This is a genomic window from Salinispora tropica CNB-440 (assembly GCF_000016425.1).
In the GTDB taxonomy this organism is placed as follows: domain Bacteria; phylum Actinomycetota; class Actinomycetes; order Mycobacteriales; family Micromonosporaceae; genus Micromonospora; species Micromonospora tropica.
This window is the reverse complement of sequence record NC_009380.1, coordinates 233,271-247,854: the sequence shown is the minus strand read 5'-3', so window position 1 is coordinate 247,854 and position 14,584 is coordinate 233,271. Positions and strand designations below refer to the sequence as shown.

The 14,584-nt window shown below is 68.4% G+C and carries 12 protein-coding genes, 2 tRNA genes, 1 other RNA gene and 1 pseudogene; 8 read left to right on the top strand and 8 right to left on the bottom strand.

The genetic code is table 11. The annotated features are described in order from the left end of the window. Positions 1 to 62: 62 nt before the first annotated feature. The 5 genes from STROP_RS01105 to ffs all read right to left on the bottom strand — a co-directional run bounded on the left by STROP_RS01105 (position 63) and on the right by ffs (position 5,690). Positions 63 to 1,724 (bottom strand): ABC transporter substrate-binding protein, encoded by a 1,662-nt coding sequence (locus STROP_RS01105; RefSeq protein ID WP_011904137.1) that lies wholly within the window; start codon positions 1,722 to 1,724, stop codon positions 63 to 65. 274 nt (positions 1,725 to 1,998) lie between these two features. Then, positions 1,999 to 2,592, bottom strand: coding sequence for a recombination mediator RecR (recR, locus tag STROP_RS01100; RefSeq protein WP_011904136.1), 594 nt, complete (start codon positions 2,590 to 2,592; stop codon positions 1,999 to 2,001). A gap of 7 nt (positions 2,593 to 2,599) precedes the next feature. Further along, positions 2,600 to 2,908 carry a YbaB/EbfC family nucleoid-associated protein gene (locus STROP_RS01095; RefSeq protein ID WP_026275314.1) on the bottom strand — a complete coding sequence of 103 codons (309 nt, stop codon included), beginning with the start codon at positions 2,906 to 2,908 and terminating at the stop codon, positions 2,600 to 2,602. Positions 2,909 to 3,008: 100 nt separating this feature from the next. Further along, on the bottom strand, positions 3,009 to 5,435 hold the full coding sequence (locus STROP_RS01090; RefSeq protein ID WP_011904134.1) for a DNA polymerase III subunit gamma and tau: 2,427 nt from the start codon (positions 5,433 to 5,435) through the stop codon (positions 3,009 to 3,011). A 164-nt stretch (positions 5,436 to 5,599) separates the two neighbouring features. Then, positions 5,600 to 5,690, bottom strand: an RNA gene (ffs, locus tag STROP_RS23385) — signal recognition particle sRNA small type. A gap of 81 nt (positions 5,691 to 5,771) precedes the next feature. Between ffs and STROP_RS01085 the strand changes: the two genes are divergently transcribed. Next, positions 5,772 to 5,856: transfer RNA gene (locus STROP_RS01085), tRNA-Ser, on the top strand. Between the two features lie 146 nt (positions 5,857 to 6,002). Here STROP_RS01085 and STROP_RS01080 read toward each other — a convergent pair. Next, positions 6,003 to 6,227 (bottom strand): hypothetical protein, encoded by a 225-nt coding sequence (locus STROP_RS01080; RefSeq protein WP_018831220.1) that lies wholly within the window; start codon positions 6,225 to 6,227, stop codon positions 6,003 to 6,005. Between the two features lie 300 nt (positions 6,228 to 6,527). On the opposite strand from STROP_RS01080, the gene STROP_RS01075 reads away from it, so the two are divergent. The 5 genes and pseudogenes from STROP_RS01075 (at position 6,528) to STROP_RS01055 (ending at position 11,872) form a co-directional block, all read left to right on the top strand. Continuing rightward, positions 6,528 to 7,238 carry a class I SAM-dependent methyltransferase gene (locus STROP_RS01075; RefSeq protein WP_043535074.1) on the top strand — a complete coding sequence of 237 codons (711 nt, stop codon included), beginning with the start codon at positions 6,528 to 6,530 and terminating at the stop codon, positions 7,236 to 7,238. Between the two features lie 268 nt (positions 7,239 to 7,506). Further along, a complete protein-coding gene (locus STROP_RS01070) occupies positions 7,507 to 8,814 on the top strand; it encodes an autotransporter outer membrane beta-barrel domain-containing protein (protein ID WP_026275816.1) in 1,308 nt (435 codons plus the stop codon). 111 nt (positions 8,815 to 8,925) lie between these two features. After that, positions 8,926 to 9,837: an aminoglycoside phosphotransferase family protein gene (locus tag STROP_RS01065; protein WP_011904130.1), complete on the top strand. Its 912-nt coding sequence runs from the start codon at positions 8,926 to 8,928 to the stop codon at positions 9,835 to 9,837. A 54-nt stretch (positions 9,838 to 9,891) separates the two neighbouring features. Then, positions 9,892 to 11,099, top strand: a pseudogene (locus STROP_RS01060) (MFS transporter). Between the two features lie 161 nt (positions 11,100 to 11,260). Beyond that, the gene (locus STROP_RS01055) at positions 11,261 to 11,872 is read left to right on the top strand and encodes a hypothetical protein (RefSeq protein ID WP_011904127.1); all 612 of its coding nucleotides are present in this window, start codon (positions 11,261 to 11,263) and stop codon (positions 11,870 to 11,872) included. Here STROP_RS01055 and STROP_RS01050 read toward each other — a convergent pair. Continuing rightward, positions 11,856 to 12,236, bottom strand: coding sequence for a YccF domain-containing protein (locus STROP_RS01050; RefSeq protein WP_026275310.1), 381 nt, complete (start codon positions 12,234 to 12,236; stop codon positions 11,856 to 11,858). The genes STROP_RS01055 and STROP_RS01050 overlap by 17 nt on opposite strands. 97 nt (positions 12,237 to 12,333) lie before the next feature. Here STROP_RS01050 and STROP_RS01045 point away from each other — a divergent pair, with 97 nt between their 5' ends. Continuing rightward, positions 12,334 to 13,350, top strand: a complete 1,017-nt coding sequence (locus STROP_RS01045) for a methyltransferase (protein WP_011904125.1) — start codon at positions 12,334 to 12,336, stop codon at positions 13,348 to 13,350. Positions 13,351 to 13,682: 332 nt separating this feature from the next. Here STROP_RS01045 and STROP_RS01040 read toward each other — a convergent pair. After that, positions 13,683 to 13,769 (bottom strand) — tRNA-Ser (locus tag STROP_RS01040). A gap of 75 nt (positions 13,770 to 13,844) precedes the next feature. Between STROP_RS01040 and deoD the strand changes: the two genes are divergently transcribed. After that, positions 13,845 to 14,552 carry a purine-nucleoside phosphorylase gene (deoD, locus tag STROP_RS01035; protein ID WP_011904124.1) on the top strand — a complete coding sequence of 236 codons (708 nt, stop codon included), beginning with the start codon at positions 13,845 to 13,847 and terminating at the stop codon, positions 14,550 to 14,552. The last annotated feature ends 32 nt before the right edge of the window (positions 14,553 to 14,584 follow it).

The window sequence follows — 14,584 nt, the reverse complement described above, 5'->3', positions numbered from 1 at the left end:
GGGTGCGGAGGGGCGCGGGCGGGCGCTGTGCAACACAGCGCCCGCCCGGTCTTTGCGTTAGATCAGGACGTGAACTCAGCCTTCGCGAACCGCTCGTCGGTGAGCGGGCTGGCCTTGATGCCGGTGACGTCCTTGCCGAACACGATCGCCGGCGGCGAGTGCGAGATCGGCACCCCGGGCAGGAAGTCCATGATGGTCTTGTTCAGACCCTTGTACTTCTCCACCCGTGACGCCATATCCGCGGTGGAGTCGGCGTCCTGGAACTGCTCGAAGAGGGCCGGGTTGTCAAAGCCCCACTCGTCCTTCTGCCGGTCGAAGAAGGTGCCGATGAAGTTGTAGGCGTCGCCGTAGTCACCGGTCCAGCCGAGGAAGTGCAGGTCGTGCTCGCTACCGGAGGTGGTGGCGTTGAGGTAGTCCGGGCTCCACTTGAGCGGAATCGGCTCGACCGTGATGCCGGCCGCCTGGAGGTCCGCCGAGACCAGCTCGAAGAGATCCTTCGGGTTCGGCATGTACGGACGGGTGACCTCGGTCGGGTAGTGGAACCGCAGCGTCAGGTCCGTCGCGTCGGCCTCGGCCAGCAGCTGCTTGGCCTTGTCGACGTCGTAGTCGTAGGTGGTGACGTCGCCGTTCCACCCCTCGACCGTGTCCGGGAAGAAGTTGGTCGCGACCTTCGCACCCGGGGGGAGCTTGGAGTCGACCAGGGCCTGCCGGTTGATCGCGTGGGCGATCGCCTGCCGGACCTTGAGGTCAGCCAGCTTCGGGTTCCCCTGCTGGTTCATGCCCAGGTAGAGGATGTTGAACGCCGGCCGGGTCAGGACGTTGAAGCCCTCGCCCTTCAGCGGCTCGACATCAGCCGGCCCGACCAGGTCGTAGCCCTGGATGTCGCCGGAGCTCAGCGCCTGCTTGCGCGCGTTCTCATCCGGGATGGTCCGGAAGATGAGGGTCTTCAGCTTGGCTTTCTCGCCCCAGTAGTCGTCGTTTCGCTCGATGGTGAGCGACTTGTTGGCGATGTCCCAGGACTTGAACTTGAAGGGCCCGGTGCCGGTCGGATGCGCGGTCGCGTACTCGGGGTACTGGACGTCCGTCGCGGTGCCGCCGACGTTGCTCGCGTCGTACTGCTCCAGCGCCGTCGGGCTGTGGATGGAGAACGACGGCAACATCAGGGCGGCCGGGATCTTGCTGGACACCCGGGTGAAGGTCAGATCGACCGTGGTGGCGTCCTTGGCGGTGCAGGACTTGAAGAGGCTCTCCGAGAGCCCTTCGTCCTCGTTCTGGGCGAAGCCGCCCATCACGTCCTGCCAGTAGGCGGTCACGTCCGGGCTCTGCATGAGGCCGGTGGCGTTGTACCAACGGTTGAAGTTGACGCAGACGGCCTCGGCGTCGAAGTCGGTGCCGTCGTGGAACTTCACGCCCGAGCGGAGCTTGAAGGTCCAGGTGGTGCCCGCCTCGTCCGGAGTCCAGGACTCCGCGAGGCCCGGGCTCACCTTGGTGCCACCCTCCTCGGGGCGGACCAGGGTCTCGAAGACCTGACGGGCCACGCGCAGCGACTCGCCGTCGCTGGCAAAGCTCGGGTCGAGCACCTTCGGGTCTCCGGCGACGCCGAAGACGAGGGTGTCGTTGTTGCTACCACCGGAATCCTCGCGGTCGCTCTCGGCGCAGCCGGCTACCGCGAGGGCCGCGACCGCGACGGCCGCGACAGCGACCTTCGGCCTGGATGCACGCATGGGTGCTTCACCTCGTCCTTGTGGATACGGACAACGCGGTGACCGGGGTCACCGATGGCGGGAACCATAGCCGTCCGGCCAACGGTGCGGAAGCTGTCAGGTGGACAGTCCGTGTCGGATCGTGGCTTTTCCCTGCCCTGGTCGAAGGATCGAAGGCAAATCGATGACCCTGCCGAACGATCGGTATCCATGATGCGAAACTGTTACGTCATCCCAGCCCTGAAGAGCCTCAGGTGTTAGATCCATAGACCGTGGACCCGGTTACGGACGAGGATCAGACCGTCCGGCGTCCCTCGAAAGCACGACCAAGAGTGATCTCGTCGGCGTACTCCAGGTCGCCGCCGACCGGCAGGCCACTGGCCAGCCGAGTCACGGCGATGCCCATCGGCTTCACCATCAGCGCCAGATAGGTGGCGGTCGCCTCGCCCTCGGTATTCGGATCGGTGGCCAGGATCAGCTCCCGCACCGCGCCACCGCCCAGCCGGGTCAGCAACTCCCGGACGCGCAGATTGTCCGGCCCGATCCCCTCCAGCGGGTTGATCGCGCCGCCGAGGACGTGGTACCGGCCGCGGAACTCCCCGGTCCGCTCGATCGCCACCACGTCCTTCGGCTCTTCCACCACGCAGAGCACCTCATCGGTACGGCGTGGATCGCGGCAGATCCGGCACTGCTCGGACTCGGCCACGTTGTAGCAGCTGGTGCAGAAGCGCACCAACTCCTTGACCTTGCGCAACGCGCCGGCCAGCCGATTGACGTCGGCCGGGTCCGCGGACAGGACATGAAAGGCGATCCGCTGGGCGCTCTTCGGGCCCACGCCCGGCAGCCGGCCCAACTCGTCAATCAGGTCCTGGATAGCGCCCTCGTACATCGTCGGCTCAGAAACCGGGCAGGCCGAGGCCGCCCATGCCCCCGGCCACCGGCCCCATCTTCTGGTCGGTCAGCTCCCGGGCCGCCTCCGCGGCGTTACGCACGGCAGCGACCACCAGATCCTCCAGGGTCTCGACGTCCTCCGGATCAACCGCCTTGGGGTCGATCGCGACCGACTTGAGCTCGCCGGTGCCGGCGACGGTCGCGGTGACCAGGCCGCCACCCGCGGCACCGGTCAGCTCCGCCTCGGCCAGCTCGGCCTGCGCCTTGGCGATCTGCTGCTGCATCTTCTGCGCCTGCTTCAGCATCTGCTGCATGTTCGGCTGTCCACCTGGGCGCACGAACGGCTCCTTACTCTTCCCACTCGACTTGCTTCTTACGCTCACCGGTGTCGCTCCCGAAGGCAACACCGCCGACCTAACGGGACTTGACCTCGTCGATCCGCTCCGCACCGAACGCCTCACGGAGCAGCCGCACCGCCTGCTCCTCACTGGACTGACGGGCGGTCCGCTCATCAATCACCTCGTCCAGCGGCTCGTCCCCCGGATCGAACCCCTCATGCACCACTGCGGGGGCGGCACCACCACGCGGCACGCCGTCGTAGTCCGGATCGTACGGCGGCTCACCTGCCCAATCCGGCTCCGCCGTCCGCCGCGGCGAGGCAGCGGAACGCTGCGCGCCACCGGCAGCCGCCGCCCGGGCAGCGGCAATCGCGCTGCTCGCCCGCGCACCGCTCGTCACTGGCGGCCGGGATACGGCCGAAGCGGCAGGCGCCACACCCGCGCCGGAGGCCCGGCCACCACCGGTGGTCGAGCCGCCCGGCCCCGCTGCTGCTGCCGCCGTGGCGTCCACTCCCGCCCCACCCGGGCGGGCCGTCGCGGGCCACTCCTCGGCTGTGCCAGCCGCCGGCTCGGGCGGGGCAGCCCCGCCGGGGCGTGCCGGCTCCGGCCACTCCTGCTCATCGGCGGACCCAGCGGAGCGCGGGGCCATGCCATCGACCGCCCCATCACCGGCCGACGATCGCGGCGGAGCGGCGGGAGCCACCGCCGGGTCCGGCCGTGCCGGCGCGGTCGCGGGCCGGGCCGGGCCGGCTGCGCGGGGCCCAGCGGCGGGTCCGCCGACCCGCTCACCAGCTACCTCGCACCTGATCTGCCAGCGCTCACCCAGTTCCTCATGGAGGGACTCGATCAGCAAATCCGGTTCGTTGGCGAGGGCCTGGGCATGAAACGGATAGCGGAAGGCCAACACGAGGGTCTGACCGTCGACCTCGTGAACCGTCGCCTCACGCGCCCAGGCAGCGGCCTTCTTGCTCTTGCGGCCCACCAGACCGACCACCTCCGGCCAGCGCCGACGTACCGCGGCCGCGTCGAGCGGACCCTGACCGGTCGTACCCGGGCGGGGCGGCTCGGGGGTGGCCGGGTCGGGCATGACCGCCGGCCGAGGGGAGGCACGGCGGGGACCGTCGGACACGGCCGGACCATCCATGCTCGCAGACACCGCGGTACCCACCGGACGGGGCGGCGAGCCGACGGCCGGCGCGGGCGGCGCACCAGCAGCCGGCGTGGGGACAGCTGGCGCGGGGGACGAGCCGGTCGCCGGCGTGGGGACAGCTGGCGGGACGGCCGCCGCGGGGGACGAGCCGGTAGCCGGCGTGGGAACAGCTGGCGGGACGTCGGCGCCGGCGTGGGTGTGCCGACGCTCCAGAGTTTCGAGGCGTTGGAGAAGGCCACCGGTCGAGTCGTCAATCCGAGGCAGCAGCAGCCGGGCGCAGATCAGTTCCAGCAGTAGCCGGGGCGCGGTGGCACCTCGCATCTCGACCAGACCGTCGTGCACGATGTCGGCGCACCGCGACAGGGTGCCCGGCCCAAGCCGCTGCGCCTGGGCGGTCATCCGCTCGATCTGGTCGTCCGGGCCGTCCACCAAGCCCTTCGGCGCGGCGTCCGGCACCCGCTGGAGGATGATCAGATCACGCAGCCGCTCCAGCAGGTCAGCGGCGAACCGGCGCGGATCGTGGCCAGCGCCGACGATCCGGTCGACGGTGGCGTACGCCGCCGCACCGTCCCCTGCGGCGAGCGCGTCGCACATCTCGTCGATCAGCGCCGAGTCGGTGACCCCGAGCAGCGCGGCGGCCCGGGCGTAGATGACGCCCTCCGGACCTGCCCCGGCGATGAGCTGGTCGAGCACCGAAAGACTGTCCCGGGCGCTGCCACCACCGGCCCGCACGACGAGGGGAAAGACCGCCGGCTCGACCTGGACACCCTCGGCCTGGCAGAGCTGTTCCAGGTAGGGCCGGAGCACCTTCGGCGGGATCAGCCGGAACGGGTAGTGGTGGGTCCGCGACTTGATCGTGCCGAGGACCTTCTCCGGCTCGGTGGTGGCGAAGATGAACTTGACGTACTCCGGGGGCTCCTCGACCAGCTTGAGCAGGGCGTTGAAGCCGGCCGACGAGACCATGTGCGCCTCGTCGATGACGTAAATCTTGAAGCGGCTCTGCGCCGGCGCGAAGAACGCCTTCTCGCGCAGCTCCCGCGCGTCGTCAACACCGCCGTGACTGGCCGCGTCGATCTCGATGACGTCGATCGAACCGGCGCCATCGGTAGCCAGCGCCCGACAGGAGGCACAGGTCCCACAGGGCTCCGGGGTCGGGCCGTGCTCGCAGTTGAGCGACCGGGCCAGGATGCGGGCACTGGATGTTTTGCCGCAGCCACGCGGCCCAGAGAAGAGGTACGCGTGATTGAGCCGCCCGCCCCGCAGCGCCTGCGACAACGGCTCGGTGACGTGTTCCTGCCCGATAACCTCGGCGAAGGTACGTGGCCGGTACTTGCGGTAGAGCGCCAGCGCCACAGCGTCCCGCCTCCTCTCGACCGAGCCATTCTGCGCCGGTCCGGCCCGGGTGACCACCCGCCCCGCTGGCCCTGTGCAAGGAAGGACCCGGATTGACGTCCGAGTTGACAGAAGGATCCCTTGCTGACAAGGCAGCTCAGTGACAGGCGCCGACGGCGGCACCGAAAGGCCCCCCGTGCACCCGCCAGAGCCCGCTTATCCTTGCTGCCTTCCGGCCCTGGGGAGGTTCACGAGATACACGCCGCACGGGGGGTGAGCCCAGCCTACCCGACTGGAAGTGGATCACCAGGGGGTGGTGGGGCGGGCATCCCTACCGGGACCTGTATCCTGTTCGGCGGAGGATTCGCCTAGAGGCCTAGGGCGCACGCTTGGAAAGCGTGTTGGGTTCACACCCTCACGAGTTCGAATCTCGTATCCTCCGCTCGCCTGAGCAGGAAGAACGACAGGGCCGGCCCCCACGGGGACCGGCCCTGAGTCGTCTCTACGGTCGTCTCAGTTGTCGTCTCACTTGCCCCCTCCACCGGCGCGGCGCCGGTCATCGGCCGCACCGGTGGAGCGCGGTACCGGCTACTTGCTGATGCGGCTCAACTCAACGATGGCCTGCGCGGCCCGGACGTACTTGTTGCCGGCCAGGTCCGCGATGGTCTTGATGTTGAAGGCCTTCTGCAGAGCCTCGCCGTCGGCCTCGCTGACGCCGGCCAACGCGGCGACGGGGGCGGTAGCCAGGTCAGCCAGAGCGCTGGACTCGTAGGCCTTGTCCAGCACATCGTCCAGGTTCACAGAGATCGACACGAGGGGACCCTTCTGGTCGGAAACGGGGTGTTCCAGGCTACGGTGTCCGGACCAAAGGCGACAGTACCGGCTGAGAATCCCGGCCCCCGTCAGCGCCAGCACGCCCCGTTGCCGTGGATATGAGCGCCGTTGCCGCGGGTGCCAGCGCGCCGGCCCGTCCTGGCGCTGATGGCGACGCGACAGGCGATTCGGCATCGACGATCCCTGCCTATGAGGCGGGGCAGGGAAGGGCTGCCCCGACAGCGGGGCTACGTCACACTCCTCAAGGGTGACCGTTGCGAGAGTGAGCAGACTGGCGACATGACCGATGGTGTGGAACCACAACCGCAGTACGACGGGTTCGCCGACGAGTTCTTGGACCATGCACGCGACAGCCTGTACAACGCTCACTACGACCGGCCGACCTGCCTGCGGCTACTCGGTGAGGTCGCTGGACGCACGGTCCTGGATGTGGCGTGCGGTCCCGGGCTGTACGCCGAGGAACTGGTCGCCCGGGGTGCCCGGGTGATCGGGCTGGACCAGAGTCCGCGCATGGTCCACCTGTGTCGAGAGCGCGTCCCCTCCGGCGTCTTCCACGTACACGATCTTGCTGAACGGCTGCACTGGCTGCCGGACGAATCGGTGGACCTGGTCTTGTTCGCCCTCGCGCTGGAGTATGTCGATGACAGGAGATCGACACTGCGGGAGTTGCGGCGGGTGCTGCGGCCGGACGGCGCGCTGGTGCTGTCCCGGCTACACCCCACCGGTGACTGGCTGCGACACGGTGGCAGCTACTTCGACGAACGAATTGTCGAGGAGACCTGGAGCAGAGGCTGGCAACTACGTCATTGGCTGCTTCCGCTGGAGCGAACCTGCGAAGAGCTACACGAGGCGGGCTTTCTCATCGAGCGACTCCTGGAGCCACAGCCGACTGCCGAAGCGGCGCTCGTCGATCAAGCCCGCTATGAGCGCCTGCTACGCGAGCCGATCGGGTTCCTCGCGATCCGGGCGCTGCCGGCCCCGGTGCGGTAGTGCCGCGGCGTGGTGACGACGAGATCTTTGACTGATTTGAGCATGTTTTTCGCTTTCATCACTTGATACGGACTGGTGTCGGTTTAACTCGGCTTGGTTGCTACCGCCTGCCTGGTAGCCGAGGAGCATCGCCCCGGTCAGCCCGGGGTTGGTGGCTTCTCGTCCGTGCCGGAGGAAGGACACCGAGACCGCGATGAGCCATCAGGAACAACCCGACACCGATCGATCCGGTGGAGGGCGAGCGAAGTCACGGTGGTGGGCAGTTGGCGTGACGGGCCTGGCCCTCACCACCGCCGGTGTCGCCGCCGCCGCCCCGGCCGCCAACGCTGTCGAACGCACCCGCACCACTGTCGCCGACCGGCTCTTCACCGACGAGCACCGCGACAAGCGCGACGGGGGCAAGCCCGACGACAAGAGCAAGGGCGACCCGGGAAAGACAGGGAAGAAGTCGCCGGGCACGCCGGTCTCCTGCGACGCGGATGCCCTGATCGCCGCGATCACCTTGTCCAACGCCCGAGGTGGCGGTGTGCTCGACCTGGCCGGGAACTGCACCTACCTGCTGACCGCCAGCATCGACGACGCCGGCCTGCCCGCCATCAGCAGCCCGATCACCCTCAATGGCGGCGAACACACCACCATCGAACGTGCCGCCGCTGTTGACCAGTTCCGCATCCTCAACGTCGAAGCCGGCGGTCACCTCACCCTCAACCACCTGACCGTCACCGGCGGCCAGACCACCGACCCAGGCGCTGACGGGGCTGGCATATTGGTGGCCGCAGGCGGATCGCTAACCACCAATCACAGCACCATCACCCGCAACATCGCCGGCGCCGGCAGCGGTGGCGGCATCGCCAACAGCGGCACCGCCCGGATCCGATCCTCCAAGGTCAGCCACAATACCGCTGCCACTACCGGCGGAGGAATCCTGAACTCCGGGTTACTCGAGGTCAGCAAGGCCGGAATCCACGCCAACACCGCGTTGAATGGAGCCGGGGTCGCCAGTTCGGAAACTGTACGGATCGAACACAGTAGCATCTCGAAAAATCGCGCCCAGGTCGCCTTTGGCGGCCTCCTGATAGACAGCGGCACTGCCGTTGTCGCGGACAGTAGCGTTACGCACAATATTGCCACCGGCGTGGTCGGCGGCATCATCGCGAGCGTTGGCACGCAAGTAACAATCCGATCCACCACCATCGCCGATAACGTATCGTTAACAACAATCTCCGGCGGCCTGGGGGTAGACAGCAACGCATCCGTCGTCGTTACCGACAGCATCATCAAGAACAACAGCGCCGGCACCAATGGCGGCGGTATCTACACCATCTCCGAGCTGGTGCTACGAAACACGAAGATCTTCGGCAACCAGGCGGGCAGTCAGGGCGGCGGAATATACAACGAGCCCCTCGGAACCCTGACCCTGTTCGCCTCCAAGGTCACCAAGAACATCGCCGCCACCGACGGTGGTGGCATCTACAACGAGGCGGGCGGCACGGTGAACCTGAACACCGCCACCGGCACCGTCGTGGTCAAGAATCGACCGAACAACTGCGTCGACGTTCCCGGGTGCGCCGGATAGCAGTCCGAGTACCTCGGATCCACGAGGGGTCCCGTTCCCACCGCTCGCCGGTAGGGCCGGGGCCCCTCCACCGTTCCGCGCGGGCACCGGTAGCGGATACCGTTGCTCCGCGTGACCCCCGGCGACAACGAGATCACCGCGCAGTTGGTCCGGGACCTGGTCCGTGACCAGCACCCCGACCTCGCCGAACACCCGATCCGACTCGGCGCGCGAGGGTGGGACAACCAACTGTGGCGGCTCGGTGACGACCTGGCCGTGCGGCTTCCGTGGGCTACCGTGTCCGCGGACGCGCTACTACACAAGGAGCACGCCTGGGTACCTACCCTGGCCCCACGCCTACCGCTGCCGATCCCCATCCCGCAACGACTCGGCGTGCCCTCCAAACGATTCCCTCGTTCATGGCTCATCACCACCTGGGTTCCGGGCACCCCCGCCGACCGAGCCCCGGTCACACGCGCGTTCGACGCAGCCAGGTCGCTGGCCACCTTCCTGACGGCGCTGCACCAACCCGCCCCCAACGAGGCACCCGTCAGCCGGGACCGGGGTGGGCTGCTGGTCGACCAGACCGAGCAGTTCGCCGAGGCACTCAGCGCCGCCACCGAACGTGGGCTGATCGACGAGCCGGCCGCGGTCCGCGCCGTCTGGCACGACGCGGTAGCGGCTCCGCCCTGGACCGGCCCGCCGCTCTGGCTCCACGCCGACCTGCACCCGGCCAACGTACTCACCGCCGACGGCACCCTCTGCGGAGTGATTGACTTCGGTGACCTCTGCGCCGGGGATCCCGCTTATGACCTCGCCGCCGCGTGGCTCCTGCTACCCGATGGCATCGACCACGTCCACGAGGCCTACGAGCCGGCCCCCGACCCCGCCACCCTGCGCCGCGCCCGCGGCTGGGCGACGGCACGCGCCCTCCACGGCATTCTCATCGGCGACAACGGCGTCCACGGCCGCCCCGGCGGCAAGCCCTCCTGGGGCCCACCCGCGCACACCGCCCTACGCCGCCTCACCGCTACGGTGCGCTGACTGCCGGGTGCCGTTAGCAAAGCCAGCGCCCCCGAAGGAGGCGCTGGCGGTGCAATGATGCCGTTCATGGTCACAAGTTCCGTTCCGTTGGGCCGGCCCTTCTGGACGTTCTGGAGCGCCGCGACCCTCGCCAACGTCGGTGACGGCATCCGACTGGCAGCTTTCCCCCTGCTCGCCGCGTCGCTGACCGCCAACCCGGTCGGAGTGGCCGCAGTGACCGCGGCCCAGGCCCTGCCGTGGCTGGTGACCGGCCTTCTCGCCGGGTCGCTGGCCGACCGCCGCGGCGCCCGCACTCTGCTCGCCCAGGCTGACCTCGCCCGGGTGGTCGTCCTGGGCGTTCTCGTGGTGGCCGTGGCGACGGGCTGGGCGTCGCTGCCGCTGGTCCTGCTGGCCAGCTTCCTACTCGGGATCGGGGAGACGGTACGCGACACCGCCGCGCAGACCGCACTTCCCGGCCTGGTGCCCGAGCGGCTACTCGAGCGCGCCAACGGAAAGCTGGTCGCCGGCGAGATCGTCGGTAACGAGTTTGTCGGCCCGCCGGTCGGTGCCGCGCTCTTCGTGGCCGGCGCCGCCCTGCCGTTCGCGGCGAACGGGGCGTCTCTCGCTCTGGCCGTCATGCTCCTGCTTACTCTGCCGATCAGTGTGGCGGCCCGGCCACCGCAGGGCACACCGAAGCAGGCCAGCCCGGGTGTGGTGGCGGGTCTGCGATGGCTGGCACGACACCGTGTGCTGCGCACGCTCGCGTTGGTCACCGCCGCGGTCGCCGCCGCCGACAGCGCCTGGTTTGCGATCCTGGTGCTGTACGCGGAGAGCCGGCTCAGTGTCGGGGCGACCGGTTTCGGAATCCTGCTCGCCGCGGGTGCCCTCGGCGGCCTACTCGGCTCGTCCGTCGTTGACCGACTCGTCGCGGGCACCGGCACCGCTTGATCCTCACCTGGTCACTGGCCATCACCGCCGGTGTCCCTGCGATGCTCGCCGTGACCGCCCAGTTATGGGCTGCGATACTCGTCATCGTGATCACGAGCGGATCGTTCGCGGTGCTCAACGTCACGGTCGTGTCGCTACGTCAGCGGCTGGTCCCACGGGACCTACTCGGCCGGACGATAGCGGCCGGCCGCACGCTGAGCTTCAGCGCCGCCGCCGCGGGCGCGTTGCTCGGCGGCGTACTCACGGCAACGATCGGAATCGAAGCACCCTTCATCTTCAGTGCACTGATCGCGGCCATGGCGACCACCGCGTGGTGGTTGGCATCCCGGCCCTAACCCACAGCCCACTTTCAATGGCGGCCGTCGCGGATAAGGGAGTGTCAGTCGCCAGCCCACCGAAGCAGGGATACTGACGGCGTGCAGCGGAGCAGGCAACCAGCGGAGGCGAAGCCGGCCGGATTCTTCGTACACATGTCCCATCCACAGCCTGTGGACGCATGAGTTACCAGCTCAGCGCGATCATCGCGGACGCCGGACTGCTGCACCGAGAAACCCGCGGGCTGGATCACGCGGTCCTCGGCAACCTGCGCCAGGACTTCGCCCTACTGCCGGTGACCTCGCAGTTGGTCGAGGAGCTGACCGGGACGCTGCCGGACTACGCCGTCGAGGAGCCCTCCCTGGAGCAGCCGTTCACACTGGTTCTCTCCACCGCGCTGACCGAGACCCTGGCCCACTGGTCGCGGCGGGGGCCGGTGGCGTACGTCGAGGCGGAGTTCGCCGGCGGCGTCGGCCACCAGGCAGCGGCGGTGTGGCTCGGCGGTCAGCGATCCTGGGGGCCGCACGTCGACTCGATGTTCGACGGGTCGCGTGGGCAGTGGCCGATCAACGCCGCCCTGGTCGAGGTGGGGGTGGAGCCGGGCCAATGGGTTGACCTCTTCGCCGAGCTCGGGCTGCACGTGGAGCGGAACACCGCCGGCTGGCTGGCGCACGGGCGTCGGGGGTTGGGGGTCGACTACTGGGACGAGTTGGTCGAGGAGTGGGAGCGGCGGGAAGCCGAAAGCAGCCAGCCCCCCGAGCCAGGTGGGTTTCGGTTCAGCGGACCTCGATGACCTCCTGGCCGAGTGGCCAGAATGCTGCCGGCACGAGCTTGAAGTTGGCGATGCCGAACGGAATGCCAATGATCGTGATACAGAGGGATACCCCGGCGACCAGGTGAGACAGCGCCAGCCACCAGCCGGCCAGCAGCACCCAGAGCACGTTCGCCAACCCGGATGCGACGCCAGCCCCCGGCTTGGTGACCAGGGTGCGGCCGAAGGGCCACAACGAGTACGAAGCCAGCCGCAGCGAGGCGACCCCGAACGGGATGGTGACGACGAGGACGAAGCAGATCAACGCGGCGACGAAGTAGCCGAAGGCCAGCACGATTCCGCCGCCGAAGATGAGCCACAACACGTTCAGGACGAGTCGAATCATGCTGCCAGGGTGACGTACGTCCGCCACCTCGCCGGCCTCACGTGCCACCTCTGGTGCGGACTACCGTCCATGAACCACTTTATGCTCTTATCTAGTGATGATCACTCCTACCCCGCTGATGCAGCTCGTAGCCGGCGTCTGGGGCTTCAAGACCCTCGCCGTTGGCATCGAGTTCGGACTGTTCACCCGCCTGGCTGGCGGACGCGCCATCACCGTGACCGAAGCGGCCGCCGAGTTCGGTATGGACGAACGCCCAGCCGACTTGCTGCTGGCTGCAAGCGCATCCCTGGGGCTGCTGGAGAAAGCCGGTGCCGGCTACCGCAACTCCGAGCTGGCCGAGCAATTCCTGGTGGAAGGGCGGCCGTACTACTTCGGTGCCCAGATCCGCTACTCCGACCTGCGCACCTACCTGCCCTGGCATCGAATCGGCGAGGCGCTGCGCAGTAACCGCCCGCTCACCTGGGATCCGCAACAGCAGCAGTCCATGTTCGACACCAACGATCCGAAAATGGTGGCTGAGTTCTGGGACGCGATGTTCTCCACCTCCCGCTTCACCGCCCACGCGTTGGCCGACGCGTACGACTTCGGCGCGCACCACCGGCTGCTCGACGTCGGCGGTGGTGCCGGAGCCTTCCCGATCGAGCTCTGCCAGCGACTGCCGCAGCTACGGGCGACGATCCTGGATCTGCCACACGTCTGCGCCCGGGCCGAGGAGCGGATCGCCGATGCGGACCTGACCGGTCGAATCGGCACGGTTGCCGGCGACTTCCTCGCCGACCCGACCCTGCCGGACGGGCACGATGTGATCCTGCTCAGCATGATCATGCACGACTGGGACGAAGCGACCAACCGGGCGCTCCTGGCCCGGTGCCACGCCGCGTTGCCCTCCGGTGGCGCGATTGTCATCTCCGAGCTACTCCTCAACGAGGAACGCACCGGTCCACCCGAGGCCGCCCTGATGGGGATGAACATGCTTGTCGAAACCGAGGGTGGCAAGAACTACTCCGGCGCTGAGTACGCCATCTGGCTCGACGATGCCGGCTTCGTTGACGCCCGGGTCGTGGCCTTCGACGCGCCCGGCGCAAACGGCGCGGTAGTGGCCCGCCGACCCTGACCGACGACCTCGGCGTGGCGAGGGCCCCCGATGCTGCTTGGCCCTCGTCATCGTCGACCAGATCCGGTGATGCCGGCTGCCTGACGGCACAGACCAGGCCGGCGGAGGAGGGACGAACGCGCCGCTGGGAAGTGAGCCGCGCACGCCGGCACCGGCGCGATACTCGACGCTATCGAAGGCAGCTCGACCGGCCGGTCGAGCTGACACGCGAGGAGCGAGCCAGGCTTGTCGTGATCTTGCTCGGCCGCGCCCCGTAGCAGCAACTGAGACCACAGGCGGAACGCCCGGTGCGATCCTCACGGACCGACCGGGCGTCCTCGCCTGTTCACGAGCGGTGGCGGCGGGATTTGAACCCGCGGAGGGCGTAAACCCTCACACGCTTTCGAGGCGTGCTCCTTAGGCCACTCGGACACGCCACCGCCGAGTAGGCTACAGGACCGCCAGACCGAAAGCCCAACCGGTACGACGCCCGGTGGACTGGCAGAATCCCTGCTATGAGTACGCACATCGGCGCGAAGCCGGGAGAGATCGCCGAGCGAGTCCTGATGCCGGGTGACCCGCTGCGGGCCAAGTGGATCGCGGAGACCTACCTTGAGGGCGCACAGTGCTACTCGACCGTCCGCGGGATGTTGGGCTTCACCGGCCGCTGGAACGGGGTCGAGGTATCGATCCAGGGCTCCGGCATGGGCATGCCGTCCGCCTCGATCTACGCGCATGAACTGATCAACGAGTACGGCGTCCGATCGTTGATCCGGGTCGGCTCCTGCGGTGCCCTGACCGAGGATCTCCAGCTCCGCGACGTGGTGGCCGCGATCGGTTCCTCCACCGACTCGAACATGAACCGCGTACGCTTCGACGGGTTGATCGACTACGCGCCGGTCGCCGACTTCGGGCTGCTGCGTACCTCGGTGGAGGTGGCCGAGCAGCGTGGCGTCACCATGCGGGTCGGGCCGGTTCTGGCGGCGGACGCCTTCTACACCGACCGGCCGGACCTCTACGACTCGCTCGCCAACTACGGCGTGCTGGCGGTCGAGATGGAGTCGGCCGCGCTCTACACCATCGCCGCCCGGTTCCGGGCACGCGCGCTGACCATCCTGACGGTCAGCGATCACATCCGCACCGGGGAGAAGGTCACCTCCCAGGAGCGGGAGCAGACGTTCAGCCAGATGGTGGAGATCGCCCTGGACACCATCATCGCCTGATTCACGCGTTCGCCGGGGTAGCCGGGGCGCAC